20 protein-coding genes and 5 pseudogenes are annotated in these 24,800 nt (G+C 67.8%); 14 read left to right on the forward strand and 11 right to left on the reverse strand.

The window, feature by feature from the left end:
* Window positions 1-155 precede the first annotated feature (155 nt).
* Window positions 156-533: pseudogene (locus IE275_RS41000) on the forward strand (IS110 family transposase); the annotation flags it as partial.
* A gap of 162 nt (window positions 534-695) precedes the next feature.
* On the opposite strand, the gene IE275_RS41005 reads toward IE275_RS41000, so the two are convergent.
* From IE275_RS41005 to IE275_RS41015, 3 genes are read right to left on the reverse strand one after another with little or no spacing between them, the layout of a single operon-like run.
* Window positions 696-1,286 (reverse strand): IS630 family transposase, encoded by a 591-nt coding sequence (locus tag IE275_RS41005; RefSeq protein WP_189717789.1) that lies wholly within the window; start codon window positions 1,284-1,286, stop codon window positions 696-698.
* A complete protein-coding gene (locus IE275_RS41010; RefSeq protein ID WP_373299380.1) occupies window positions 1,283-1,831 on the reverse strand; it encodes a winged helix-turn-helix domain-containing protein in 549 nt (182 codons plus the stop codon). Before IE275_RS41010 ends, IE275_RS41005 begins: the two co-directional genes overlap by 4 nt.
* A gap of 40 nt (window positions 1,832-1,871) precedes the next feature.
* Window positions 1,872-3,563, reverse strand: a complete 1,692-nt coding sequence (locus tag IE275_RS41015; RefSeq protein ID WP_189717791.1) for an ISAzo13 family transposase — start codon at window positions 3,561-3,563, stop codon at window positions 1,872-1,874.
* Window positions 3,564-3,735: 172 nt separating this feature from the next.
* Here IE275_RS41015 and IE275_RS41020 point away from each other — a divergent pair, with 172 nt between their 5' ends.
* The 5 genes and pseudogenes from IE275_RS41020 (at window position 3,736) to IE275_RS41040 (ending at window position 11,049) form a co-directional block, all read left to right on the forward strand.
* The gene (locus tag IE275_RS41020; protein ID WP_189717792.1) at window positions 3,736-4,074 is read left to right on the forward strand and encodes a trypco2 family protein; all 339 of its coding nucleotides are present in this window, start codon (window positions 3,736-3,738) and stop codon (window positions 4,072-4,074) included.
* Window positions 4,075-4,434: 360 nt separating this feature from the next.
* A complete protein-coding gene (locus tag IE275_RS41025) occupies window positions 4,435-8,295 on the forward strand; it encodes an NACHT domain-containing protein (RefSeq protein ID WP_189717793.1) in 3,861 nt (1,286 codons plus the stop codon).
* Between the two features lie 49 nt (window positions 8,296-8,344).
* A pseudogene (locus IE275_RS41030) lies at window positions 8,345-8,536 on the forward strand (transposase); the annotation flags it as partial.
* Window positions 8,536-8,880 (forward strand): annotated as a pseudogene (locus IE275_RS41035) (ATP-binding protein); the annotation flags it as partial. The pseudogenes IE275_RS41030 and IE275_RS41035, both read left to right, overlap by 1 nt.
* A gap of 594 nt (window positions 8,881-9,474) precedes the next feature.
* Entirely contained in the window at window positions 9,475-11,049 is a 1,575-nt protein-coding gene (locus IE275_RS41040; protein ID WP_229871148.1) for an ISL3 family transposase, read from the forward strand.
* 79 nt (window positions 11,050-11,128) lie between these two features.
* Here the strand turns inward: IE275_RS41040 and IE275_RS41045 are convergent, their stop codons facing one another.
* Both IE275_RS41045 and IE275_RS41050 read right to left on the reverse strand, forming a co-directional pair.
* Window positions 11,129-11,665 carry a 2'-5' RNA ligase family protein gene (locus tag IE275_RS41045; protein ID WP_189717794.1) on the reverse strand — a complete coding sequence of 179 codons (537 nt, stop codon included), beginning with the start codon at window positions 11,663-11,665 and terminating at the stop codon, window positions 11,129-11,131.
* Between the two features lie 1,553 nt (window positions 11,666-13,218).
* The gene (locus IE275_RS41050; RefSeq protein ID WP_189717795.1) at window positions 13,219-13,629 is read right to left on the reverse strand and encodes a winged helix-turn-helix transcriptional regulator; all 411 of its coding nucleotides are present in this window, start codon (window positions 13,627-13,629) and stop codon (window positions 13,219-13,221) included.
* Between the two features lie 100 nt (window positions 13,630-13,729).
* Between IE275_RS41050 and IE275_RS41055 the strand changes: the two genes are divergently transcribed.
* On the forward strand, window positions 13,730-14,587 hold the full coding sequence (locus tag IE275_RS41055) for an alpha/beta fold hydrolase (protein ID WP_189717796.1): 858 nt from the start codon (window positions 13,730-13,732) through the stop codon (window positions 14,585-14,587).
* A gap of 19 nt (window positions 14,588-14,606) precedes the next feature.
* On the opposite strand, the gene IE275_RS41060 is transcribed toward IE275_RS41055, so the two are convergent.
* The 3 genes from IE275_RS41060 to IE275_RS41070 all read right to left on the reverse strand — a co-directional run bounded on the left by IE275_RS41060 (window position 14,607) and on the right by IE275_RS41070 (window position 18,090).
* On the reverse strand, window positions 14,607-15,449 hold the full coding sequence (locus IE275_RS41060; protein WP_189717797.1) for an IS5 family transposase: 843 nt from the start codon (window positions 15,447-15,449) through the stop codon (window positions 14,607-14,609).
* A gap of 102 nt (window positions 15,450-15,551) precedes the next feature.
* Window positions 15,552-16,055: a GNAT family N-acetyltransferase gene (locus IE275_RS41065; protein ID WP_189717798.1), complete on the reverse strand. Its 504-nt coding sequence runs from the start codon at window positions 16,053-16,055 to the stop codon at window positions 15,552-15,554.
* A 1,558-nt stretch (window positions 16,056-17,613) separates the two neighbouring features.
* The gene (locus IE275_RS41070) at window positions 17,614-18,090 is read right to left on the reverse strand and encodes a DUF5994 family protein (protein WP_189717799.1); all 477 of its coding nucleotides are present in this window, start codon (window positions 18,088-18,090) and stop codon (window positions 17,614-17,616) included.
* A 292-nt stretch (window positions 18,091-18,382) separates the two neighbouring features.
* Here IE275_RS41070 and IE275_RS41075 point away from each other — a divergent pair, with 292 nt between their 5' ends.
* From IE275_RS41075 to IE275_RS41090, 4 genes and pseudogenes are all read left to right on the forward strand, one after another.
* A complete protein-coding gene (locus tag IE275_RS41075) occupies window positions 18,383-18,958 on the forward strand; it encodes a DUF5994 family protein (protein ID WP_189717800.1) in 576 nt (191 codons plus the stop codon).
* Between the two features lie 5 nt (window positions 18,959-18,963).
* Window positions 18,964-19,152 (forward strand): hypothetical protein, encoded by a 189-nt coding sequence (locus IE275_RS41080; protein WP_189717801.1) that lies wholly within the window; start codon window positions 18,964-18,966, stop codon window positions 19,150-19,152.
* 93 nt (window positions 19,153-19,245) lie between these two features.
* Window positions 19,246-19,512, forward strand: coding sequence for a hypothetical protein (locus IE275_RS41085; RefSeq protein ID WP_189717802.1), 267 nt, complete (start codon window positions 19,246-19,248; stop codon window positions 19,510-19,512).
* Window positions 19,513-19,562: 50 nt separating this feature from the next.
* Window positions 19,563-19,834: pseudogene (locus IE275_RS41090) on the forward strand (hypothetical protein).
* Window positions 19,835-20,752: 918 nt separating this feature from the next.
* On the opposite strand, the gene IE275_RS41095 reads toward IE275_RS41090, so the two are convergent.
* Both IE275_RS41095 and IE275_RS41100 read right to left on the reverse strand, forming a co-directional pair.
* Complete coding sequence (locus IE275_RS41095) at window positions 20,753-20,911, reverse strand: hypothetical protein (protein ID WP_189717803.1); 159 nt, start codon at window positions 20,909-20,911, stop codon at window positions 20,753-20,755.
* Between the two features lie 72 nt (window positions 20,912-20,983).
* Window positions 20,984-21,214 carry a hypothetical protein gene (locus tag IE275_RS41100; protein WP_189717804.1) on the reverse strand — a complete coding sequence of 77 codons (231 nt, stop codon included), beginning with the start codon at window positions 21,212-21,214 and terminating at the stop codon, window positions 20,984-20,986.
* 371 nt (window positions 21,215-21,585) lie between these two features.
* Between IE275_RS41100 and IE275_RS41105 the strand changes: the two genes are divergently transcribed.
* Both IE275_RS41105 and IE275_RS46395 read left to right on the forward strand, forming a co-directional pair.
* Complete coding sequence (locus IE275_RS41105) at window positions 21,586-22,824, forward strand: PP2C family protein-serine/threonine phosphatase (protein WP_229871150.1); 1,239 nt, start codon at window positions 21,586-21,588, stop codon at window positions 22,822-22,824.
* A gap of 201 nt (window positions 22,825-23,025) precedes the next feature.
* A pseudogene (locus tag IE275_RS46395) lies at window positions 23,026-23,394 on the forward strand (RacP protein).
* Between the two features lie 194 nt (window positions 23,395-23,588).
* On the opposite strand, the gene IE275_RS41110 reads toward IE275_RS46395, so the two are convergent.
* Window positions 23,589-24,215 carry a type III effector protein gene (locus IE275_RS41110; RefSeq protein ID WP_189717829.1) on the reverse strand — a complete coding sequence of 209 codons (627 nt, stop codon included), beginning with the start codon at window positions 24,213-24,215 and terminating at the stop codon, window positions 23,589-23,591.
* A 127-nt stretch (window positions 24,216-24,342) separates the two neighbouring features.
* On the opposite strand from IE275_RS41110, the gene IE275_RS41115 reads away from it, so the two are divergent.
* Window positions 24,343-24,774, forward strand: a complete 432-nt coding sequence (locus tag IE275_RS41115; protein WP_189717805.1) for an Hsp20/alpha crystallin family protein — start codon at window positions 24,343-24,345, stop codon at window positions 24,772-24,774.
* Window positions 24,775-24,800: the final 26 nt, after the last annotated feature.

Raw genomic sequence — 24,800 nt, forward strand, 5'->3', positions numbered from 1 at the left:
TTCAGTGATTGGCCGCCCGGTACCCCACGACGACCCGGCTGCCAATTAGGAATTGCGAATGATCGCTGAGTAGGGAATCGACAGCGAGGTCGTCCGTCGGGAGGCACCATCACCACACCGCGCGGAGGCACCACATGGCCGCAATCTAGGCTGGCATCGACGCAGGCAAGACCCATCACCACTGCGTTGCGATCGGCGAGAGCGGCCACCGGCTGCTGTCCTGACGCGTCGCCAACGACGAATCCGAACTCCTCGAACTCCTCACCGATGTCCTGGCCCTGGGCGACGAGGTGACCTGGGGCATCGACCTGGCCGACGGCGGAGCCGCCCTAGCCATCACGATCCTCCTCAACCACGATCAGCCGCTGCACTACATCTTCGGCCGGGCCATCCACCGCGCCTCCGAGAGCTACCGCGGCGAAGGCAAGACCGACGCCAAGGACGCCGCCGTCATCGCCGACCAGGTCCGCATCCGCCGCGACCTGCAACGTTTACGCACCGGCGACGAGACGGTCACCGACCTCAAGATCCTCCGCCCGGGAGAGCGGCGGCGCCGTTCGGGAGCGGGCGGCAGCAGTGGGGCCATTCGCTCCCACAGGTCGTCTGGAACAAGATCAGCACGCACTCCGGACACCCTGCCGACCAAGATCGCCGAGCACAAGAACCCGTGGCCCAACTCATTCTGAAACGATCACTTACTGATCTTTTCGTAAGTTCGGTGGGTGTGCTGGGTGGATGGTCAGGCCGGTGTGGGCGAGGAAGGACCATGGCAGTTGTGGGTTGTGGTTGATGCGGTGGATGCCTTGCTCGGTGGCGTCGGCAACATCGGCGAGGTGGTCGCCGGCGAGGTTGGCGAGTTCACGTTTCTTGAGCGAGGACCACAGCAGCTCCACCGGATTGAGCTCGGGAGCGTAGGCGGGTAATCGCTCCAGAGTGAGCCAGTCCTGCTCGGCGACCCAGGCGCGCATCGCCCGGCTCCAATGGGCCGACAGACCGTCCCAGACCAGCACCACTTGCTCGCCGCGGTAGAACGCCTTCATCTGCTCGAGGACTTCGATGAGGGCGGTGGTGTCATAGCTGCCGGGCTTGAGGTGGAAGCACAGACGGGCTCCGCGTTCGGGATCGGTGGAGTGGTAGCCCAGGGCCCCGGCCATCGACGCCCGCTTCCAGTTCAGCCGGTGCCGCAGCAGCGGGGTCCGGCCACGGGGTGCGTAGGTGCGGCGGATCTGGGGGAGCAGAGAAACGCCCGATTCGTCGAGGAACACGATCCAGGCACGTGTGTTCACGGCCCCCTTTTGATGCGCGGCCACTCGTGCGCGATCCAGCGGGCGATCTCGGACTCGTCCCGCTCGACCGCCCTGCGCTCGGGACGTTGCAGACTCCATCCGAGTCGGCCGGTCAGCAGTCGCCACACCGACGCCCTCGACAAAGACACCCCCGTTACCTGCTCCACGACGGCGCCGACTCGCTCCAGGGTCCACAGGTCGGCCTCGAAACCATGAGCCTGAGCTCCTCGCGCCAACGCGGCCCGGACGTTCTCGACCTGGGCGTCGTCCAGCTTGGGCGGGCGACCGGTGGCCGCACGCCGCCGCAGGGCCGAAGCACCACCTTCCTCCCACGCCCGCCGCCATCGCCGCACGCTCTCGGCACACACCCCCACCGCCCGCGCGATCTCCGCATTCGACACACCGTCCTCGAACAACTCGACCGCCCGAACACGACGCGCCTCCGCCAACTGAGGCCGCGACAACGGAGGAAGAGAGGCGCCAGCAGCAGAGGGCGAAGGTCCATAAGCCACCCCGAAAGCCTCCCACCCACACCGCCAGCACACCCACCGAACTTACGAAAAGATCAGTAGGGCCTGTAAAGAATCAACACGTTGGTTTGGTGTCTGTCGTAAGGGTCGCGCCGTATGCGGTGGCGTGGACGAGGAGTCCTGCGAGGGTGTTGAGGTGTGCTGCTGGGGGCCGGGGTGTGTGTGCGTGCTGGTCCATCAGGCGCCGGATCTCGCTGGTGGTGTGGCGGATGGTGTCCTTACTGACGGCGAAGAGGCGGGCCAGCACGGTGGGCGGCAGGGCGAGGTTCTGTTGCAGCACGGTGACCAGGACCCGGTCGGCCAGGTCGAGTTTGGCTTTGCGGCCGCCGCCCGGGGCCCGGCGTCGTTCACCGCCGTCGCGTCGGGTGGTGGCGTCCTGTTTCTGCAGCGCCTGCCAGTCGGCGGTCAGGGCCTCGGTCAGCTCGCTCAGTGCGGTGCGGGTCATGCCGGTCAGTGCGGGGTGCGACAGACTACCGCGGTCGAAGACCACCGCCGGCTTGGACGTTGGTCCGGTGGGGATGGCCGGGCCGGCGGGGTGGGGGTGCACGGTGTAATTCCATTCGCCGTGGAAGGCATGTCCGGTGACCGGTACTGCGTTCAGCTCAGCGTCGCTGACTTTCACACCGGTGGGGTAGCTGCCGGGGTCCAGTTCGGCGTGGACGGTCAGACCGGTGCGGGTGGTAGTCGCGGCGATGCTGTTCACGATGACGTCGTGGCTGGTCGGCGGGCGGCCGCGCCAGTTCATTGTGATCGCGGAGAACAGCCGGTGCTCGATCCGGTTCCATTTCGATGTGCCCGGAGGCATGTGGCAGACGGTGACAGTCAGGCCGGTCTCGGCGGCGAAGGCCGCGAGTTCGGTCTTCCAGGCCCTGGTGCGGTAGCCGTTGGAGCCGCCAGCGTCGGCGGTGATCAGCAGTCGGGTGGCGCCGGGATAGTCGCGGCGTCCTTGCCCGTTCCACCAGCGGCGGATCGATTCGGCCGCGAAAGCCGCGGTGTCGTGGTCCGTACCGACGTTCACCCAGCCGGTGTCCGCCGCCAGGTCGTAGATGCCGTAGGGCAGGGCCTTGCCCAGCGCGTCACCGGGGAAGTCATGGACGTCAACCCGCACAGGATCACCGGCCGGCCGCCATTGACGTCCCGCATTCTTGAACTCCCCGACGACTTCCTTCTTCTTCGTGTCCACGCTGACCACCGGCTCACCGTCCGCCTGATGGGCCTTGGCCTGGTCGTTGATATACCGGAACTGCGCGTCGCGGTCAGGGTGTTGAGCGCCCTCAAGTGTCTTGGCATTGGCCTGCAGACTGAAACCGTTCTCCCGCAGCAGTCTGCCCACGGTCGGCGCCGAAGCGGCGTGGCCCTGACGCGTCAGTTCCCCGGCCAGAGACCGCAGCGACTTGGTCGTCCACCGAAGCGGCGACATCGGATCGCCCCGTTCGTCCGGCTCAACCAGTGCCAGCAACGCCGGAACGAGCAGCGGGTCAAGCTCCTCGGCGCTTTTTCGACCGCCGCCGTCCCGGCGGACCCGGCCCTTGGGCAGTGGGTTCTCGCCGCCCTTCAACTCGAAGACGCCCTTCCGCACTGTCGTCTCGCTCACCCCCGCAGCCCGCGCGACGGCCCTCACCCCGCCGTGCCCCAGCAGCCGGGCCTCGGCGGCCAGCGCCAGCCGCTGCTGCCGCTCATTCAGATGAGGGAACAACACCCCGAATCTCAGGGCAAGTTGATCACGGACCTCACTCGGTATGCGCATACCACAGCAACGACAAAGAGACCGTGAAGCAACGTGTTGATTCTTTACAGGCCCTTACTGTCCGTGGAGACCCGCGATGCGACCTTTTCCTGAGGCTGAGTCGGACTCGCCCTGGGTATGTCACGGTGCGCGGGGTATGTCGTATGAGGTCGATGGCCGGGGGAGGGGCGTCATGGAGATCGAGCTGGCAGACGCTGTGGCGGTTCTGCGGGAGGAAGTGCTTGAGGCGGCGGCGCGGGGTGCCGGTCAGGACATCGCTTTCAAAGTCGGCTTTTTTGAGTTGGAGTTCATGGTCGAACTACGCCAAGACGCGCGGGCGAAAGCCGGCTTCAAAGCATGGGTGGTCTCGGGGGAAGCGGAGGGCGGAGTGGCGCGAGGCACTACCCAGCTGGTGAGGATCACTTTGACTCCGCAGAGGCCGAATGGAGGCGACATCCTCATTCAGAGCGGCTCCAGCCGGACCACGAGGTTCGGGCCCGGCCCTGTCGGCGACCGCATCGAGGATGACTGAGACACTGACTCACCCCTGAAGTCAGAGGGCCGCACTGTGGACCGTGAGCGAGTAGTGGTCATTGAGGCCGAAGGCGGTGCAGGCCGCGGATCTGGTTATGTGATTGCGCCCTGTGTCGTTTTGACCTCTGCGCACGTGGTACCAAGAGAGGGCAAGCGGACCACCCTCTTCCGGCCTGGTCACACAGGCGTGTGCAGCGCCGTGGTGGTGTGGCGGGGCACTCCGGGCGGTCTTTTCGACGCCGCCTTGCTAAGCGTTGACGACCCACAATGGGTTTCTTCCACCGGAGCGCCGGTGCGGTGGGGACGGATCGCGACGCGACGGACAGGGGCGCTCTGTGAAGCCTGGGGCGCTGCGAATATGGCACAGCGGCCTGGCAAGGCCGTCGACACTGCGCATCCGTCCGGCACGATCAATCCGGGAGATTCCTTCGTCGCCAATCGCTATGTCATGAACGTCGACAAGCACCCGCCGGAGGGCGAGGCTGACGGCGCGTCACCTTGGGGCGGCATGTCCGGGGCGGCGTTGTTTGCCGGCAGGCTGCTCATTGGCGTCATCGCGAGTGACCAGGCCGGATTCCCGCACTCCCGCCTGGCGGCGGTCCCCGCCTATGTGTTGTGGGCTAATCCCGGCTTCCACGCTGCCATGGCCGAGCACGCCCCGCAGATGTGCACCGCCCTCGAACCGGCGGAACTACAGCACTTGCACAGCGTCCTTCCGCCCATCGCATCGGTCGCCGAACTGCTGGAAGCCCGCCGTGCCGTGGTGCCGCTGCGAGGACGCGGAGAACAGCTTCACGAGTTGCTCGCCTGGGCGACATCCCCAACCACCGACAGCAGACTTCTTCACGGGCCGGCCCGTCACGGTAAAACGCGCCTCGCGTACGAACTCGGCAGCCGGCTGTCACATCAAGGCTGGGCCGTGCTGTGGCTGCGCACTGTCACCCTCGCTACGGAGGCACTGGACGCATTGGCTGACACCGTGGTTCCCCTGTTGGTGGTCGTGGACGACGCCGACGGCAGGAGCGACCAGATCATTGCCGTACTCGAGACCCTGACCAGGCACAACAGGGCGAAGTCGGCGAAGCTTCTCCTGCTCGCCGAAAGGGAGGAGTGGCTGCACGACCTGCTTGATCGCAGTTCGACCGTCGAGGGAACGCTGGGGAGAATCGAGGCAACTGCGCTGCCTGCCCTGGAACTGGACCTCGGTGCACGTGGTGATGCTTACCGGGAAGCAGCGGAAAGCTTCGCACGGTGCCTGCCCAAGATCCGCGGCTGGGAGCACCACGACTTCGCAGCGCTCGCCGTAAGCCTGGAGGATCTTGAAGTAAACCGGCCTGATCTGGACAACCTCGCAGCCGTTCAAGCAACCGCACTCACCGATCTACTGCATGCCACCGGCACCCACAGACCCCACGAGGCTGTCCTTTTACGCTCGCAGGCCACCCATCGGCTCCGTATGCCAGACCTGCTGCTTCGCTACCTGGACGCAGCGATGCTGGCCGACGAACTCCCGTATCCGGCTCTCCTTCCGGACGACCTGCCCCAGCCCGACCTATCCAGGGTCTACCTGAGCCAACGGGTACAACCTCAGAGGTCGGTAAAGCAGACCGACCAGGGCGCCGATGTCGACAGCGGGCCTGTCGTGGCCGAGAGGATTCTGGAACGGCACGACAACTGTCTTGTGACGGCGGCCGCCGGCGGTGGCAAGACCAGCCTGCTGCGCACTGTCCTCGTGGCCTCCGTCAAGCGGTGGGCGGCTGGCCGGCGTGACCCAGTAGTGCCTGTGCTGGTGCCCGCAGCCGTTCTCGCCGGCCGCTCCCTGCCCGAGGCGATCGCCAAGAGCCTCCATGACGAACTGGCGGAGGACTTCCCACCGGATTTCTTCAGTTCCATGCCCCTGCCGCGAGTCCCGTGGCTGGTATTGGTCGACGGCCTCGACGAGATAACCGACGCAGATACTCTGCGCAGAATCCTGGCCCGGCTGGCAGGCCACCTCAAGAAGCCGACTGCGTCTCCGTACCGGTTCATCATCACCACGCGCCCCCTGCCGGAGGGCTGGCTGGCGAACCTCGGGGAACAACTGCCTCGCTTCGCGTTGCTGCCTTTCGACGAAGCGCAGCTACGCTCGCTTGCCACAGGCTGGTTCACGGCCTTGTCTTTGCCGGACCCTGGCACAGTGACCGCAGCGTTTGTCGCAGAGATTGTTCGCAACCGCCTGAGCGAACCCGCCCGCATCCCCCTTATGGCGTCCATGTTGTGTCAACTGCACGCACACGATCCAGGTCGCCGGCTGCCTGAGGGGCGCAGCGAGGCCTACCGCCTCTTCATCAATCTGCTGTACCGCCGCCAACACGCAACCCCACTGCCGTTGAAAGGCTTTGAAGACCAGCTCCTCACCGCGGCACAACACACGCAACAATGTCTTCCGGCCCTCATCGACCACCTGGCCGCGGAACGGCATGCAGGAAACTCCCTGCATGCCGTTGACTGGCTGGTTGATCAGCCGGACGCCGCCTGCCCTGTACCAGGATTGCGAGAGGTATGGATCAGGTTTCTCACAGAGATCTTGCGTCGCAGCGGTCTGCTGACACAACGCGGAAGAGACTTCGCCTTCCTGCACCAGACGATCCTCGAATACCTCGCCGCTCGACACACCGCGGCGAGCAGGCGAGCCGCGGATGAAGCATTCCGAGACCTGTTCGGGCGCTGGACCAGATACCGACCCTGGGAGCGAAGGTTCTGGGAGAGCCCCAGCGACACGGCCTACTCCTACGCCGGGTTCCTACTCGACGCTTGGAGGAAAACCGACAGAGAACCCGACGTGACCAGAGCCCTGCACAGCCTGGCCAGGCGGGGAGGGAATATGGGGCGGTCGTTCATCACCGAACAGGCAGCGCTGGGGACGCTCATCCCTGAAAGCGTCATCTCCACAGTCGCTGACGGCTACGCACAGATTGCCGCCGCTTCCGACTCCACGAACGCCCCTTGGGCGGCGACGAAGTTGATCACGCTCGGTGATCCACGGGGTCGTGAGGCATTGGCCAGGCTGGCCAACGAGAAGAGGGTGAGCGTTGTGACGCGGCGCTGGATGGCGCGCGACTTGGCCGGCCTGGGCGATACCCGGGGTGCCAGGGTGCTCGAGGGGCTGGCTCACGATTCCGAGGCGCTTCCCTCCGATCGTGTGTGGGCGGCTCGTGATCTTGTAAGCTTCGAGTCATCGCGTGGCCTTGACGCGTTGGCCACCCTGGCCCGGACCCATGCTATCCCCGACCAGGACCGCGTGAGCGCCGCCGAGAGTCTTGCGGAGGCCGGAGATTCCCGCGGTGCAGAGGCACTCGCAGCCCTGGCGGATGACCCCTCGCGTGAAGCGGCCGACCGATTGGTGGCCGCCAAAGCGCTTGCCTCTTGCGGAGACCGACGAGGCTTCGAGGCGTTGGTCACCTTCGCCACCGTCTCCAACGCTGTCGATGCCCAAACATACGACCGTCTGCTGCACGAGATGGTCCTCTCGATGGAGGAGCCCCGCCGGAAAGCCGTGGACCTCGATATCGCGGCACTCACCGCCGCGGCCCGCAGAGCCAACGTGCGACGAGAAGCGGCCCGGACCCTGGCGCGACTTGGTGATCCGCGCGGGTTGGACATCCTCGCCGAACTGAGCGACGACCTCACCACCGATTACGATTTCCTGGAGGCGGCAAGAACACTTGCTCAAACAGGGAACACTCAGGGCCTCGACGCTCTCGCCCAGCTCGTCGAAGCTCCCTCGGTACCCGTTCCCCGCAGACGCCGAGCGGCAGAGACCTTGGCCCGCTTCGGAGACGGGCGAGGGCTGGATTTCCTGGCCGACCTGGCTGCGTCCTCGGGCCGAGCGGCTTGGGCCGCCGCCCAGATCCTGGCGGCATTGGGCGACGGTCGAGGCCTTGACGCGCTTGCATCCGCTGCCGCCCATCCCGACATGCGCCACTCCGAACGCGTCCATGCGGCCAGTGCGCTCGCGCTCTTTGGCGATGCCCGCGGCAGGGACATGATCGCGGCCATGACCGAGCAGTACGACCCCGCCAGTTGGGAGGGGAGACTGGCCAGGATGAGGGCGGACGAGTACACCGCGATCGGCGCGGAGGGTACCTCGCAAGTCGTGTCCGTGTCCGTGAATTGGGAGACGCTCTCCATTCATATGGAGGTGCACCGGTACTCGAGGACGGATACCGAAGACGCGTGATCCACGCTGCCGGATGCACGAAGCCTTGGGACGACCTTGCCATGGCGGGCCCGATCTGTTGCGCACGATGGTCAAGCCGTTCGCCGACGCGCTCCTGTCCGCGGAGGCCTACGTCCTCTGCGATGACGAATACGGGCAGGTCGGCGAGGAGAGAGCCGGCCATAGCAACGGCCGTCGCCCACGCGGGTGGGACACCCGGGCTGGCACCGTCCAACTCGCCGTTCCCAAGCTCGGGTCCGGCGGCACCTCAAAACCGCCGAGGAGACCGGACGGCTGACCAGCAAGCTCGGTACCTACCTGCGGCCCAGCGTCCTTGTGGTCGACGAAGTCGGCTACCAGCCCCTCGAACGAGCCGAGGCGAACCTGGTCTTCCAGGTCATCCCAAAGCGCTATGCAAAGGGCTCCATCATCCTGACCTCGAACAAGACCTTCAGCGAGTGGGGCCAGGTCTTCGGCGACGCGGTCCTGGCCACCCCCATCCTCGACCGCCTCCTCCACCACTGCGACGTGATCTCCATCAACGGGCCCAGCTACGGCCTCAAGAACCGCCTCGCCGCTATCGAAGGAGACACGGACGCAGCCTGACCAAGAGGCAACTCCTCTCGGCAGCCGGCCCCGGACGAGCTAGCGGCCGTCGGGGTGGGGCTGCTGACGAGCGGTGGCACCACGCCAACGCGCAGTGCGAACCTTGACGTGCCTCTGAGCGCGGTCATCTCTTTCAGCCCCTGCACGACTCGGCATGACCCCGTGTCTTGGTCCACGAGGATGGGCCAGTTCCCCCCGATCCTGATCTGGCGCCCCTGCTCGTCTTTCGCCGTGGAATACCACGTGAAGCCATAGATGCCCGTGACAGCCGGGGTCGCCCACAGACCAAGCCTGAAGGCCCACTCGTCCCAACGGTCGGTCAGGGTCCGGCCGAACTCTTCCGCACGTCTCCGTGCTTCGCTCTCCTCCAAGAGGCCCCCTTCACCGCTCTCCAACACTTGAGAGAACTGACGTTACGGGACTGAAGCAGGCCACCGAACGGGAGCTACCGCGGTGCACACATCTCTGTACTTGGTGGTGCACACAGAGGGCCCTGGCAAGATTTTCGTGAAGCCGGGGTGTGCCACCGTGCGCCGGTGACGCTCCGTCACGGGTGGCGGGACCTTCGGCAAGTGTGATGACCTCGTACGAATCATGTCGCCGCACCTGGATGTGGTGCGGGTGGAACGGGTGTGGTTGTCGGGTGGTGTGATCCGTATCGCTGCCCGTACGGGTGAGTTGATGATGGCGTGTCCGGATTGCCGGTGCGCGTCGGCGCGGGTGCACAGCCGGTATTCCCGCACGCTGGCCGATGTCGCTGCCGGAGGCCGGCCAGTGCTGATCAGTCTGATGGTGCGGCGGTTGTTCTGTGACAGTGCGGACTGCGGTCGGCGGACTTTTGCCGAGCAGGTGGAGGGGCTGACGGTGCGCTATCAGCGTCGCAGTCCGCTGCTGCAGCATCTGGTCGAGATGGCCGGGGTGCTGCTCGCCGGCCGTGGCGGGGCCCGGCTTCTGCGCATTTTGAAGACGCCGTTGTCGCGGACGAGTGTGCTGTTCCAGTTGATGCGCATGGGACTTCCGCCGGTCGCGACACCGCGAGTGCTGGGCGTGGACGACTTCGCGTTGTACGCGGACGTCTACGGCACGCTGCTCGTGGATGCCGACACACGGCTGCCCATCGAGTTGTGGGCCGGGCGCGATGCCGAGCAGCTGGCCTCCTGGCTGCGTGCGCATCCCGGCGTCGAGGTGGTGTGCCGGGACGGCTCGCTGGTCTACCGGCAGGGCATCACCGAGGGAGCCCCGGACGCGGTGCAGGTCAGCGACCGTTTTCACCTGTGGCAGGGGCTGTCGAAGCGGGTCTCGGACATCGCCGCGGCCCACCGCGACTGCCTGGCCGCCGCAGTACCTGAGCCCGAACCGGCCCCACCGCCGTCGGACGAACTGCGCGAGGCGGCCGACACTCCCGCCCGCCGTCACGCGAAGCGACTGTTCGAGACCGTCCAGGGATACACCGGCAAGGCCCGCAGTCTCAGCGCGATAGCCCGCGAACTCGGCTTGAACCGCCGCACCGTGGCCAAGTACGCACGCGCTGCCTGCTGGCAGGAGTGCGTACGGCGCACTCCGCCCCGCCGGTCCACGAGCCTCGACCCGTATCTGGAGTATCTGAGGCAGCGGTGGGAGGAAGGCGAGCACACCGCCACCGTGCTGCACCAGGAGATTGCCGCCAAGGGGTACAGCGGCCACTACCAACGGGTCAAGATGGCCATCGCGCCGCTACGCCGCGGTCTGCCGATCGACACACCGCGCGAGCGGCCACCATCGCCCCGCCAGGTCGCCCGGTGGATCACCACCACACCGCCCCGGCGCGGCCTGCACGCCACCGAGGCACTCCGTCGGCTGCTTGAACACTGCCCGGAGCTCGACCAAACCCACACTCTGGTAAGGCAGTTCGCGGCCATGCTCGATGCCCGCGACGCCGCCCCGCTGCCGGCCTGGCTCGACCAACTCGCGGCCTCTGGCCTGCCTGCCTTGGCGAGCCTGGCCAACGCCATCCGCGAAGACCAACTGGCAGTCGTGCAGGGCATCACCACCCCGTACAACTCCGGCGTCAACGAAGGCCGCATCACGGACCTGAAGCTCCAGAAACGGGTCATGGCCGGCCGCGCCGGCGTTCCGCTCCTGCGCCACCGCGTCGTCCTCATGGCCCATCTCCGACGCCGCCACCCGTGACGGAGCGTCACCGGCGCGCGGTGGCACACCCCGGCTTCACGAAAATCTTGCCAGGGCCACACAGAGAAGTACGCCGACATCACCGCAGCGCGAACGACGCCCGCTGCTGCCACCTTGTTCCGTCGTGGACCATCAGATCGACCGACGACACGGGGGCAGTGACGGGAAGCCGGCCGCGAAGGTCGGCCTCGGCCTCCTCCAGCACGGCATCGTCCTGCCCCTGGGCGATGGTCAGATGCGGGACGACCTCGTCGAACTGCCCGCCGAACGGCGGGGTCTCCGGCCACCGGTCCGCGATCGCCTCGGTGAGCCGGCGGAACGGGAGGTCCGGTTCGGGGACGAGATACAGGATCCCCGGGAATCGCCCGCAGTGCTCGAACCGGGCCTCGAAGGGCCGGTGACGTCCGATCACTTCTCCGATGGCAGCGTAAGCACCCTCGTCGATGCGGCTCTCGTCGAGAAAGGGGAAGAGGACGGTGACATGGGCCGGAACACCCGCACGGGCTGAGGGGTCCAGCCGGTCACGCCACGCTCGAACAGCAGGTTCTGCCTCGGGGACCCTCACGATGAGTCCCGACTGCCCTGCCTGAAGCTCACCGGAGTCGTCGCCTGCCATCGCACATATGTATCAGCGAGCCCAGAACGACAGCGACCCGATGACGATCGCGGGCGGTTGAACCGGCGGTCGACGCCCAACGTGATCCTCGCTCAGGTGGGGCCACTCGACTCGTTCACGACGAGCGCCCAAGATCGCTGATTGGGGCCAGCGAACTCGTTCCCCTGGGGCCGATGGACTCGTTCGAAGCCATGGGCGCCAGGTTGTAGGCCTGTCGGCACGGGAGACGGGCGAAGAGCTTCGCGCCGCTCGTGTCGCGGACCAGCCGAGCGGCGTTGCTGTACGACTCGTGCCACGCGCACAGGGCGATTCCGATGTCGGGTCTGGTGGGGGGCTTTTCAGTCTGCGTAGGCTCGGCCATGTCGCCTCCAAGCAGTCGTCCACGCCCGGGGCCGTTCGCGCGGCTGCCAGGGCTTGTTGTGCCTCCCGACGCTAGGAGCGCCAGAGCGCCCTCGTCGGCCACAAGCCGAACGATGCGTTCTACGTGATCTGCGACGACACGAACAACAAGCAGGAGACGATGGACGCGGGCAGGGTCGTCTGCGACATCGGCGTCGCTCCCGTACGCCCTGCCGAGTTCGTGCACTCACCATCACCCAGACCGCCGGCCAGCCAGGCAAGAGCGGCTGATCGAGCCGGAGGCGGCCCGGCCTGGACCACACTTTCCACCTGTTCAAGCGGTATCCCGGCCGGGCCCGCCCACGCCTGCTGGTGAAAGGGTCGCTGGGTGTCCGGGTGCCCGCGCACCTCATGCTCAGCGCATCGTGCCGCTTCGGGCGACACGGTCCGAGCTGGCGATGCGGCCCGAGGCCCGAGTCTCTGTCGAGAGGGGTGCGACCTTGCTGCACGGTCCGCCGGACACGCCCTGGTTCAGAGAAGTGACCAGGCCGAAGCTGATGGCGCCTGACCAGATCGTTCGGGGCATGGGGGCAGACCTCCGCGCAGGGCCCGAGACGTCCACGGTACGGCGGCCGCCCTGCCCGCGGCACGCGGGCAGGGGGCATCTTGAGCGGCTCCGGGGGCTGTGGTTCCCCCGCCGACCGAGAGAGTGAACCAGCCCGTCAGTTTCTGATCACGCGCACGACCATGGACCTGACCTGTGATGGTCCGGATCGTGGTCGTGCGCTGGGTGCGGCGTCTTGGCGCGCGCAGAGCCCTCGGCTGACGCCACGGTGTCGGCGGTGGACACGCACAGCCGGGTCAGCGCCGTTCGGCGCTGCGCGCGGCCGGGCCGTGGTCGGGGTGGTCCCGACGCGGGTTGGGTGTCCCGGCATGCAAAGAAAATCGGACACGCGATCTAATGCCGGTATGGCTGCCACCGACTTCCCCGACGACCTGGTCCAAACACAGCGGGCGTGGAACGTTCACGTACCGCGCGCTTGCCGCGTCCCGGCCCCGCAACACCGCGGTGCTGCGCCGCCGCCTGCTGCGTCTGTCCGTGCGGATGTGGTGGCACCCCTACCCGACCAGTGTCCCCTCGGCGCCGCCAGACACGCCAACGACAGCTGGACCCACTACCTCGCGGCCCGAACGTGAGCGCGGAATTGGCCTGTCTACGCCTCATCGGCCTCCTGGGCGGCGGCTTCGTTGGCGCGGTCGATCTCGGCCATGTGCTCCTCCGCCCAGGTCCGCAGCCCCGCAAGCGCGGCTTCCAGGGACAGCCCGAGTCTGGTGAGTCGGTAGAAGACCCGCGGCGGCACGGTGGGTTCGACCCGGCGCGCCACCAGCCCGTCGCGGGTCAGGCTTCGCAGCGTCACGGACAGCATCTTCTGTGAGACGCCGGGCATCCGGCGTCTCAGCTCTGCGAAGCGCACCTCGTCCGGTGCGGCATCGGCGAGCGTCTTGACGGCCATGGACGTCCACTTCGTTCCGATGCGGTCCAGCAACTGCCGCGTCGGGCAATGGGGATCGAACAGGTCGCCGCGCACCCCGCGACGGGGGACCCGGGCTCCTCGGGTGGTCACCTGTGGCTCACCACCTTCCCTGAAAGTGCCGTCTAGGAAGCGGTCGGACAGTTACCTATCGTTCTGTGGTCACCAATGGTAACCAGCCGGAGGAGCCGTCATGCCCGTCACCACCGCACACCACCTGCGCCGCATTGCGACGAACGGCGTCCAACTCAATGTCGCCATCGCCGGGGACGGACCTGCGGTTCTCCTGCTGCACGGCTTCCCGCACACCTGGCAACTCTGGAGCGGCATCATGGGCCGGCTGGCCGGGCAGTACCGGGTCATCGCCCCGGACCTTCGAGGCTTCGGTGCCAGTGCCCGCGCTGTCGAGGGTTACGACGCAGGCGCCCTCGCTGCCGACATCGAAGGGCTGCTCGACGCACTTGGCGAGCCTTCGGCAGCGGTGGTCGGCATCGACGCGGGGACTGCCCCCGCCGTCCTGCTCGCGCTGCGCCGGCCCGGCCTCGTCCGGCGCCTGGTCGTGATGGAGGCACTGCTCGGCCGCCCGCCCGGAGCAGAGGACGTCGTCGCGGGCGGTGCCCCGTGGTGGTTCGGCTTCCACGCCGTCCCCGGCCTCGCCGAGACCGTCCTGGCCGGCAACGAGGCCCCGTACGTCGACTGGTTCCTCGACTCGGGGACGCTCGGGCGAGGAGTACCCGACGACATCCGTGCGGCCTTCGTCCACGCGTACACCGGGGGTGAAGCTCTGCGCTGCGCGTTCTCCTATTACCGGGCCCTTCCCACCAGCGCGCAGCAGATCCAGGACGCAGTCGCGACGGCTCGGCTGACCATGCCCACCATGGCCGTCGGCTCTCACCCCGTCGGCCGCGGGCTCGAACGCCAACTCCGTCCCATCGCCGATGACCTGGTCGGACACCAGCTTCAGGACTGCGGCCACATCATCCCCCTGGACCGCCCCGACGCATTGTTCGCGCTCCTTGCTCCCTTCCTCTCCGCCGACCTGCCGAAGTGACCGGAGCGGGGCCGAAGGATCACGGTCGGCGGCTCGGGCGTTCGTCCCAGCAGTGAGTTGTCCAGGACCGCCGGATCAGGCTGCGCACGGTGATGATCGTGTCGGCGAGTTCGAAGAAGCCATCGATGACAGTGACGCGACGCTCGTAACACCGGGCGAGACGGTAAAAGGCGTTCTGCCACACGTGAGTGCGTTCGATGTGCCAACGCCGACTGGCCTGAATGGGCGCCCTATCCCCCTTGTGCGCGATACGTCCGTGCAGGCCGCGTTCACTGAGCAGAGCACGGGTGGTGTCCGAGCCGTAGCCGGCGTCCAGGTGCCCGGTGATGGTGTCGGGCAACGGGCCGAGGCCCTCCAAACGGTGCAGAGTCGGGGCGAGCAGCGGAGAGTCGTGACGGTTGGCACCGGCCAGGACACGGCCCAGCGGAATGCGGTATCCATCCGTCATGCCCGAGCGCTTCAGTCCCTGTTTGCCGCGGTCGACCGGTGAGCGTCCGGCGGCCTCCCCGCCTCCAGGTGCCTCGGTGATCGCTCCGTCGACGGCGATCTGGTCGAGGACGAGGCCGACGATTCGGCCGTAGGACTCCAGCGCGAGCTGCATGAGCCGCGCGAAAACGCCCAGTCGTATCCACTCGTCGCGGCGGCTGCGGATCGTGCTGGCCGAGCAGGATGTGTCGGCGATCGCCTCGTAAGACCAGCCGAAGCGCAGCAGTTGCAGCATCTTGTCAAAGACGATCCGGTCGCTGATGCGTCGGTGGTGGCAGCCGAGTGGACGGTCCGGGTGGTACTTCGGTCGCTCAGGCAGCAGGGCTGCGAATTGGTCCCAGAGCGGTTCGGCCAGCCATGGTGGAAGCGCGGGCACAGGTCTCCCCAGTGATCACAGAGCGTCGCAACTCCATGATCACCGGGACCTGTGCCCCGTTCTGTTGCCGGTGTCCCCAACCGCGCCTGTCCGCGCGACCTCTTACGTGTCGGGATGCCCCGGCAGGGCGAGCCAGTCCGACCAGGAGATCTCGCGGCCGAGGAAGCGCGGCTGCTCGAACGGCCAGTCGGCGGCGATCCACTGCGGCACCAGCGCATCGAGGGCCTGCTCGACCTTGCTGCCCACCAGCTCGTCCACCACCCACCAGGAGATCTCACCGTCCGCGCCGGCCCTCTCCGGTGGGTCGATGTAGACACAGCCGAGCAGAGCAGTCTCCGCCGCGTCGAACAGCGCGTAGTTGAAGGACTGGTGTGCGGCGATCTCCTTCTCGTGCCGCAACAGGTCGGCCTGGTCGGCCTCGTAGGTCATGGTGGCCGCGGGCCAGCCCCAGGCCGGTCCGAAGATGGTCCACAGCCGCTCGCGCGAACCCATCACAGCCGGATAGTCGAGCGGGGTGTCCGCCTCCCGGATCGGCCGCAGGTGATGACCACCGCCCGGCAGCGGTACCAGGACGGGGTGGACGAAGTCATCGGGAAGCCAGCTCATGGCGCCCGACCGTAGCAGCGCGCGGCCGTCCGCTCCCCTGGATTCTCCCCGCATACCGCCAGGCCCTGCTCTCATGCCGGGCAGGGCCCGCGATCACCCGATCGAGACTCCCGTTCGATCGACAGACTCCATGATCGGTATGGCAACGGCGTCTCAGGGCCGCCCAAGCCCAGGGCACCTTCGCAGGCTGACCCCGCCCAATCACCACCAGTCGTCTTCCGGTTCACAGAGGTCGCCCTCGTGGAACAAATTGCCTTCCGGCTCACGGAGATCGCCTTCGTGAAACAAAGTGCGGAGCCTTCTCTGGGTCAAACTCCGGACCTCTGCGGCATCGGCTCCTGTCGCCGATATTGAGGCACCGTTCGGAAGCGTGATCGTTATGGAGTCAGGGGTGTAGGAAACCGACGTGCATACGTGGATCAGGCCCAAGCTGAGGTCAATTGACTTGGTGGTCGCTGTGTACCCGGCTGGTACTCCTGCCTGTGAGATCCCCGTGCCACCCAACCAATCAAGAAGATCGCGAACCACAGCCTTAAGCAGACCTTCCTGCTGCAAAGACGGGGCAGGGGGGCGGAGCCCGGGTTGAACGGAAGGCAGCCGAGGTTCGGCGGGATCAGCGGGCCTGATCACAGCCTGCAGTTGAGAGGCATCGATACGCATTGACGTCCCTTCAGGTGACCGGCTACGTGGCCAGTGCAGCAAAGGACGCCCAGCGGGAGAATTTTGTTCCCTCAGCGCAGCAAATACCGACCAACCGATGCACGGCACTACGGAACTTTGTGTACGCCGCGTACGTATCTCCGACTGCTGAGACCGCGCGCACAAAGATCACCTGAGAGTGGCGATTCCCTTCCAGCGTTGCCAGTTCTCATCGATACTTCCGAGCCGTTTGATCGCTGAGTAGCTGTTGTCGTTCCGATCTTGAGAGGTGTGCATCGAACGGGAGTCTCGATCGAGTGACCGCGGCCGGTACCGGGCATGGGAATAGGGCCTCGTGGTAGCTCGGGGTTGCCAAGCCAACCGAGATCCAGGAGACCCTGTTGCCGCAGTTGCACGTGCTCGCGTCGACGGAGTTCAACTCAGCTGCACCGACGTGTGATTGTATCGCTCACCGGTTCGGGAATGCGGCCGATCACCCGGAACATGTTCGGTGGTGTCCCTCGGACATGACGGACGAGGATTCGACCGGCATCCACATCCGCCCGCGTTCTTCCCATCGTCATCGTCATCGTCGGCGACTCCCGCACGCACACGGTGCGGTGCCGCCGTCTGCGGACCGCGCGGTCTTCTGGGGGTGGCTGGCTGCCATGAGCGCACCCGTTCACACCTGGGCGATCCTCGGCTTCAGGCGGAAAGAGCTCGTGACCTTGGACGTCCCGGTCGTGGTACTGCCCGGCGGGTGCTCTCGCGTGCGGCGGCGGATGTCGCGGAGCGGGCGGCTGCGACATCCGCGCGCCCTGTCGGTACGGTCTCGTTCTCCCCTGTGGCAGGGTGCCACCGTCCGATCGGGCCCGGTCGTCATCCGCTGTTCAGTGAAGTCCCGGTTCAAGGACCTGGCCTACTCGGGTTGGGGCGTGGTGGCGATGAGGATCTGAGCGGCCTGGGTGATGTTGTCGGCGCGGACGGCGCGGGCCATCGCTTCGCGGGCGGCGTCGGCTGTGGTGTCCGGGGGGACCACCAGCAGGACGAAGTGGTCGTTGTCGCCGCGGGTGATGAGGACGGTGTCGTCGCCGACCGGGTCGGAGTCGAGGCGCACGACCTGGTCGTCGATGACCAGGCGGGTCGGGAGCCCGTCCCATGCGGACGCGTCCACGCCGACGCGGGTGATCGGCCCGAGATGCCCGGTCAACACGCTGATCAGCGCGGGCAGTTCGGTCTCGATGTCGCGGGTGCGTGGCCACCACGCGCCGTCCAGGAGCCCCTCCCGGGAATGCGTGGTCTCCAGCCGCAGCAGGGCCGTACCCGGCTTGACCGCCTGGTGGATCGCGTCCGGCAGCAGCAGTGGGGGCGTGCGGGGGATGTCGGAGTCAGTCATGTGGGTCCGCCCGTCTACGGGGTGCGGCCGTTCGCCGTCGACGTTCGCGGCCGGTGTCGACGCCGGTGCCCGTTCGGAAGACGTGCACGAGCCCGCCGTCGTTTCACGATACTCCCGCGGCCCGATCCGGCATCCGCCGGAAAATACCTGTTCACGGCGGTCATAGTCCGTCGAACAGGCGTACAGTGAAAGCACCGGAGGTACTTCGCACACCGGCTTTCACGCGGGTGTCATTTCCGGCGACCACGAAATACCGGGCTGTCGACGGGCAGCCCGGGGGCAGGTCCGCATCATGACCACCACCCTCGACCGGACCGCGCCCCGCGACCTCGCCGCAGAGCTTCCGGCACGCTTGTCCCTCACCCCGAAGACCACCCTCGCCGGCCAGCTGGACGGGGCCTGGTGGCCCTACTCCCGCGACCTCGAAGCCGAGCTCCCACCGCTGGCCGCCGCCCTGGAGGAACCCTGGGGGCGCATCACGCGCGTCACCGTGAACCCCACCCGCTGGCCCGTCGTCCCCCACACCGTTGCCGTGGACGGGCGCAAGCTGCACGTGGGCTGGTTCACCGAACAGGACCCCGACAAGCTCATCCTGCTCTCCTACACCGTCGGGCGCTGGGACCTCCTCGTCATCCCGCCCGAGACCGCACCCACCGCCGCGGCCCGCTTGATGGCCGCCGCCGCGATCCCCGGCAGCGTTTTCACCGCAGGCGTCCTGATGACCAACGAAGCGGCCATCGGGCGCGGCATCCGCGACGCCGTGCGCCGGGAAGCCGCCTGGGAGGACGAAGGCGGGGCCTGCATGTCCCCCTTCGGGAACCCGATGAGGCGAAGCGCCCTCCCGCTGCCCGGAAACGGCTGGAGGTGAGCTCCGTGGAGACCCTCGTCACCATCGCGGTGATCGTCCTCGCGATCGGCATCGGAATGCGCCTGATCCACCTGCTCAACGCCCAGCACGACGCACGGATCGCGGCCCACCGCTTCAGCGACCCCCTGCCGAGACCTCCCGGCCTGCCGGCCGACACCGGTCGTCGAGCCCACCGCACGGATGCCGACCGGTGAGGAACAGACCTTCCTCCGGCCGGGAGCAGCGGGTGGGGCGCCACGGCGCCCCACCCGCCGGCTTCTCGCCCACCCCGAAGGGAACACGCCCACGTGAAGTACATCGAGACCCAGACACTGGCCTCGCTCGGACACGCCGAGGTACGGATCATCGCGCACACACCCGAAGCCGCCCGAGCGGTCGCGGAAGCCCTTCGCCACTGCTTCGCCGGAGCGGAACAGCGCAGCTATCCCGGCCTCGACGGCGACACCCGCCTCCACCTCACCGTGGACACTGCAACACCCGCCGGCCTCGCCCGCTCCTGGCTGGCCGCCAGCCGGAGCCCCGTCTGCGCCGGCGCCCACTCCGACGAGACCTGAGAGTCCCCACGGGCCCCGGAACCCACCCCCGCAGCGGAAAGGACGCGGTCATGGCCACACTGCGCGAACGCAAGACCTACCGCGCACAGGTGCTCCGGGTCCCGTACGAAGCCGTCGAAGGCAACCGCCTCCTCGGCATCACCGGAGCGCAGAGCGACGCGACCTCCACGTACCGGAACAGGACCTGGCCGCCGCCTGCACCTACCTGGCGGGCGAAGGACTGATCACCGTCGACTGGGAACCGGGCAACACCCCCGCGATGGTCACCCTCACCCACGAGGGAATCCGACACATGGAGTCCGAGGAGGAAGAGCACAGCTGAATCCCCTTGCACACGGAAGGGCCTGGCACATGGGTAGCCAGTGCTTCGGTTCCGCCTCCCCGACGCAGCCACAAGGCTCCACAACGTCCAACTGGCCCTGCTCTATCCGCTCGTGTGCTCGGTCCGCTTCGAACGGGGTCCTGGATCGGGTGAGTTGGCCGGCGGTGGGGCATGAAGGAAGGGCCTCTTGGCAGCTCGCGGTTGTCGAGTCCAGCGAGAAGCAGGGGCCCTGTTGTCGAAGTGTTGCGTGGTCGTGGTTGCCGGGTCCGGTCCGTGCACTCCTGGGCGTGACTGTCTCGCCCATCGGTTCGGGAACGCGGCCGACCGGCCGGAACGCCGTCCCCGGTACGGCTCGGACCTGAGTGATGCCGAGTGGGCGCGGGTGCGGGATCTGCTGCCGGTGCCGGGACGGCTGGCGGACCGGGGCGGCCGTCCGGAGGAACCGGCCTGCCTCGGGCATGATCACTTCCAGCTGCCACGTTGATGTCAGGGCTCGCATCTTGTGGAAGCTGTCCTCGATGCCGGTGCGGAAGAGCCTGCCGCTCTCGTGGTCACGGACGGCCGAGGACCGTTCGACGAGACGCTCGGCGAAGGCTCCCGGGGAAGCGGGGCCTGACAGATGCAGGCCTGTCTCGCGCAGTGCCTCGCGGCGCAACTGCTCCGGGAAATTGGTGATCAGCTTGCCCACCACACCCGTGCGGGTACGCGCGAACGCGCCGAAGTGCACGTCGCGGCAGTGGTGCGACCGGGCGCAGTGGAGCACGACCAGGTCGCGCAGCGCTGCCACGTGAAGCGGGTCGGCGAACGGAGTCGTAGCGTGCACGGCGGAGAACGCCGCAGGAGCACGCCTGTCCACATCGCCCCACAGCGCGCTTCAGCAGATGGAGAGCCGAAGGCGACGAAGTCCTCGGCACAGCCTCATGTGCTGGTGCTCCTCAGCTTGTGCACGCGTCCAGGATTGCGCAGGCCGAACGGGAGCAACTGCCAGCCGCTGCCCTTCGGCGCGCGCATCGTGAACTGCTTGAGCAGGACCCGGGAGATGAGGTGCTGCCGCGATGTCTGCTGTGCCGTTGCCACACACCGAATTCCGCCCGGCTGCGTCTTCCGGCTGCCAAGGGTTACCAGAGCAGGGACATACGTCACCACCGGTCAGCCCAGCCGGACCACGGTGACGACCGCGTGCAGGGGCGTGCCCGCAACGACCTCCACCACGGCCATCGCCCCGGGCGGGCGTGCCCGGCGAGGCTTGGGGAGCGCGCGGGAGTGCGCCGCCTCGAAGCCGATCCGCGTGTTGCCTTCGTCATCGGCGACGTACACCACCGCCTCACCGTCCCGACCACGCAGTGCGGCAGCCTCATGGCGGCCCACGACCAGGGCCATCCACCGTGCGGTGACGTCGCAGCCGGTCCTTGACTGCAGCCGGACACCGGCCTCGGTCCGCCACAGCACGGTCCGGTGACCGTTGTCATCCAGACTTTGCCGTGTCTCATGAGACACGGGCCCGTCGAAGCGGCCGGGCCTGTGCGCGTCTCAGCTCCGGCTGCCCGGCAGCGGGGCGGCCACAAGCCAGGCCCTCGTCGGGCTTCGCGTCCAGGGCAGTCGTGACGGCGCGCCCGCGGGCGGATGCCGGGGCGTACTCATTTCTGCGAAGGCACAAGGTGACCACCTTCTCTTGGCGTGACTGGGCACGGATTGACGCTCACCGTGGCGGTCCCCAGGCTGGTAGGGGGCCGGACGAAGGGACTGCGGCCGTGAGTGGCGGACAGAGTGAACTTTCCCGACTGCTGACGGCAGCCGAGACGGCGGCGCCGGTGGAGGCCGTCGACGTGGTTGCCGAGGACCTGCGGCGGCGTTTCGAGGCCACGAAGGTCACCTTCCTCATCGTGGACCTGACGGGGAAGGCGGTGGCGCGGCTGTCCACCGCCGGCGCCGTGGAGGGCGGGCGGGAAGCGGAGCGGATCCCCCTGTTCGGCAGCGTGTACGAGCAGGTGATCCGTACCCAGCGGCTGTATCAAGAGGCGACCGGCCAGGGACAGCGAGTAATCGTGCCGGTCACCAACCGGGGAGATGCCATCGGGCTGCTGGAACTGCTCCTGCCGACCGCCCCCGGCGAGGACGTCCTCGATGCGGTCGGGGAAGCCGCCCACGCCTTGGCCTACGTCGTGATCGCCAACGGGCGCTTCACCGACCTCTACACCTGGGGCAAACGCTCCAGGCCCCCCACCCTGGCGGCAGAAATCCAGTACCAGCTGCTGCCCCCGTCGCTGTCGTGCGAGGCCGCACAGTTCACACTGTGCGGGAACCTGGAGCCCTCCGAGGACCTCAGCGGCGACACCTTCGACTACATCCTGGACCGTGACACGCTGCACGTGTCGGTGACCGACCCCATGGGCCATGACATCGACTCTGCACTGGCCGCCACACTCCTGGTCAGCGCCCTGCGCGGCGCCCGCCGCGCAGGAGTCGGCCTGGCCGAGCAGGCCCACCGGGCCGACCAGGCACTGGCCGACCACGGCCACGCTCACGCCACCGGGCAGCTGCTGCGCATCAACCTCCACACCGGGAAGGCCCAGCTCGTCAACGCCGGCCACCCCTGGCCACTGCGCATGCGCGAGGGGACTGCGCAGGAGATCACCTGCGAGGTGGACCATCCCTTCGGGCTGTCCGTGTCCGCGCCCCACCCCTACCGCGTTCAGGACCTCGATCTGCGCCCCGGTGACCGTCTGCTCATGTTCACCGACGGCATGCTCGAACGTCACGGGGAGAAGGTCGACCTGCCCGCCCTGCTGGAGCGCACCCGGGACCTGCACCCGCGGGAGACCGCGCTGATGCTGACGTCCGCAGTCCGGGACGCTGCCGGCGGCCGGCTCGAAGACGATGCCACCGTGATGTGCCTGGACTGGCACGGCCACCAGGAGACCCAGCGGCACGTCAGCTCCGGCGCGGACACGCGGCAGGCTTCAGCCGGTCGCACGAAGCAGCAGCCGTGACCAGAGTGCTCTCCTGGACGGTGCCAGGCGGCCGGGGAGTAGCTCTTGCGTCGCGCCTCTTCCTGGAAGCCTGAGCTCTCGCCCTTCCCCAGCCGCTACGGGCGGGACTGTAAATCATTGACAGACCCGATCGACCGCGATCGCCACCGGCAAGGTCGACATGGGTGACGGGCTCGCCCGCATGCTGAAAGGCGAGTGATCATGGTCCGCGTCTCACGGCGACGGGGAGACGCGGCCGGCCGCCATGCCGACACCGTCCGCTTCGTGCTGTTCGAAGCACGTCCGGCAGGGCTGGACTTCCAGCAGCTCGTCCGCGCGACCGACCTGTCCCCCTGCCAGGTCCGGTCTCGGTGCGCTCAAGGACGAGGCTGCTTCACGAGGCTGGCCGCCGCTGGCATGAACCCGGCAGGCCGGCTATCGGCTCGGCGCCGACCGGGCCGCACTCGAGGCATACGAACGAGCCGTCGTCTCCCAGAAACTCAACGAGTTCCGACGGTTCATCTCCGGCACCGTCGCCCCGATGCCGCCGCTCACCCGGGCGACAAATGGGTCAAGCACATCGCCGCCTGAAAGGGCCGGGGCCGGTCGGCAGCCTGTCACGAACCGGTGCCGGGGCACCTTGGCCAGCAATGGCGCTCAGGCCCTGCTTGGTGAGGGAGCGGGCCAGGTGGCCCGCAGGCCGGTCGCGTCGGTCTCCAGGTCTCCGCTCGTTCGCCCGGGGGCGGAGGCTGACCGGGCTGCTGTTGCGGTGCGCCGGGTGGGGGTCAGGGGGGTGTGAGGGTGTCGAGCCGGGCGGCGAGGTCGGGGTGGGCGGCGGCCAGGTGGGGGCGGGTGGCGGTCAGGGGGGTGATGAGGTCGGTGGGGTCGTCGTGGGCGAGGGCCGCGTTGAGCTTGTTGAGCGGGCGGCGGGCGGCGGGGGGCAGGTCGGTGAGGGCGGTGATCTGGCCGGCGAGGCGGCGTAGGTCGGCGGCGTTGGCGCGGGCCCAGGCGGCGGTGGTGCGGTCGGCGGCGCGGGCCTGTCGGGTGGCCGTCACGCGTTGTTCGCCGGTGGCCCCGGCGGGGCCGGGGCGGCCTCGTAGGTAGCGGCGTTCGGCGGCCTGGCGGCTGGCGACGCCGAGGGGGTGGGCGAGGTCGGCCCAGCTGGCTCCCGCGTCGCGGGCGGTTTCGATCAGGCCGGTCTCCCATCCGGCGAGCTGCTCGCGCACCCGCCGCAGCAGCATCAGGGAGGCCAGGGCCTGTTCCGGACCGGGAGCGTCGGGGGCGGTTGGGGTCTCGTGCTGGGCTTCGCGCAGGGCGTCGTCTATGACGTCAAGGGCCGCCGCGGCGGCGAGGAACGACACCGGGCTGTGGGCGTCGGCGCTGGGCGAGGACGGCTGGTTGGCCGCGGTCACGGGCACCTCCCTCAGGTTGTCATCCAGTAGACGACATCATGTTTGTCATCCATTGGATGACATGTTACAACGGTGTCAGTGAGCGCATTGGCAGTAACTGCCTGAACCTGCTGGAGGTGTTTTCACGATGTTGATGCGCACTGACCCCTTCCGTGAGCTGGACCGGCTGACGCAGCAGCTGATGAGCCCGGGGACCTGGTCGAGGCCGTCGGCGATGCCGATGGACGCCTACCGCGAGGGCGACGAGTACGTGGTGGCCTTCGACCTTCCCGGTGTCACCGCGGACGCGATCGACATCGACGTCGAGCGGAACATGCTCACCGTCAAGGCCGAGCGCCGGCCGGTGGCGAAGGCCGACGACGTGCAGATGGAGCTGTCCGAGCGGCCGCTGGGTGTCTTCTCCCGCCAGATCGTGCTCGCCGACACCCTCGACACCGAGCACATCCGGGCCGACTACGATGCGGGCGTGCTCACCCTGCGGATCCCGATCGCCGAGCGTGCCAAGCCCCGCAAGATCTCCATCGGCGTCGGTTCCGGCCGCAAGGAGATCTCCGGCTGACACCGGCCGGACAGGTGCGGAGGGCG

Origin of the sequence: Streptomyces phaeofaciens, from assembly GCF_014648915.1 — a bacterium.
GTDB lineage: Bacteria > Actinomycetota > Actinomycetes > Streptomycetales > Streptomycetaceae > Streptomyces > Streptomyces phaeofaciens.

Excerpts from the sequence above, each read along its gene's own strand:
- IE275_RS41015 (WP_189717791.1), bottom strand. The coding sequence starts at position 3,563 with ATGCGCATACCGAGTGAGGTCCGTGATCAACTTGCCCTGAGATTCGGG.
- IE275_RS41020 (WP_189717792.1), top strand. The coding sequence starts at position 3,736 with ATGGAGATCGAGCTGGCAGACGCTGTGGCGGTTCTGCGGGAGGAAGTG.
- IE275_RS41025 (WP_189717793.1), top strand. The coding sequence starts at position 4,435 with ATGGCACAGCGGCCTGGCAAGGCCGTCGACACTGCGCATCCGTCCGGC.
- IE275_RS41040 (WP_229871148.1), top strand. The coding sequence starts at position 9,475 with ATGTCGCCGCACCTGGATGTGGTGCGGGTGGAACGGGTGTGGTTGTCG.
- IE275_RS41045 (WP_189717794.1), bottom strand. The coding sequence starts at position 11,665 with ATGGCAGGCGACGACTCCGGTGAGCTTCAGGCAGGGCAGTCGGGACTC.
- IE275_RS41055 (WP_189717796.1), top strand. The coding sequence starts at position 13,730 with ATGCCCGTCACCACCGCACACCACCTGCGCCGCATTGCGACGAACGGC.
- IE275_RS41065 (WP_189717798.1), bottom strand. The coding sequence starts at position 16,055 with ATGAGCTGGCTTCCCGATGACTTCGTCCACCCCGTCCTGGTACCGCTG.
- IE275_RS41070 (WP_189717799.1), bottom strand. The coding sequence starts at position 18,090 with ATGACTGACTCCGACATCCCCCGCACGCCCCCACTGCTGCTGCCGGAC.
- IE275_RS41075 (WP_189717800.1), top strand. The coding sequence starts at position 18,383 with ATGACCACCACCCTCGACCGGACCGCGCCCCGCGACCTCGCCGCAGAG.
- IE275_RS41100 (WP_189717804.1), bottom strand. The coding sequence starts at position 21,214 with ATGGCCCTGGTCGTGGGCCGCCATGAGGCTGCCGCACTGCGTGGTCGG.
- IE275_RS41115 (WP_189717805.1), top strand. The coding sequence starts at position 24,343 with ATGTTGATGCGCACTGACCCCTTCCGTGAGCTGGACCGGCTGACGCAG.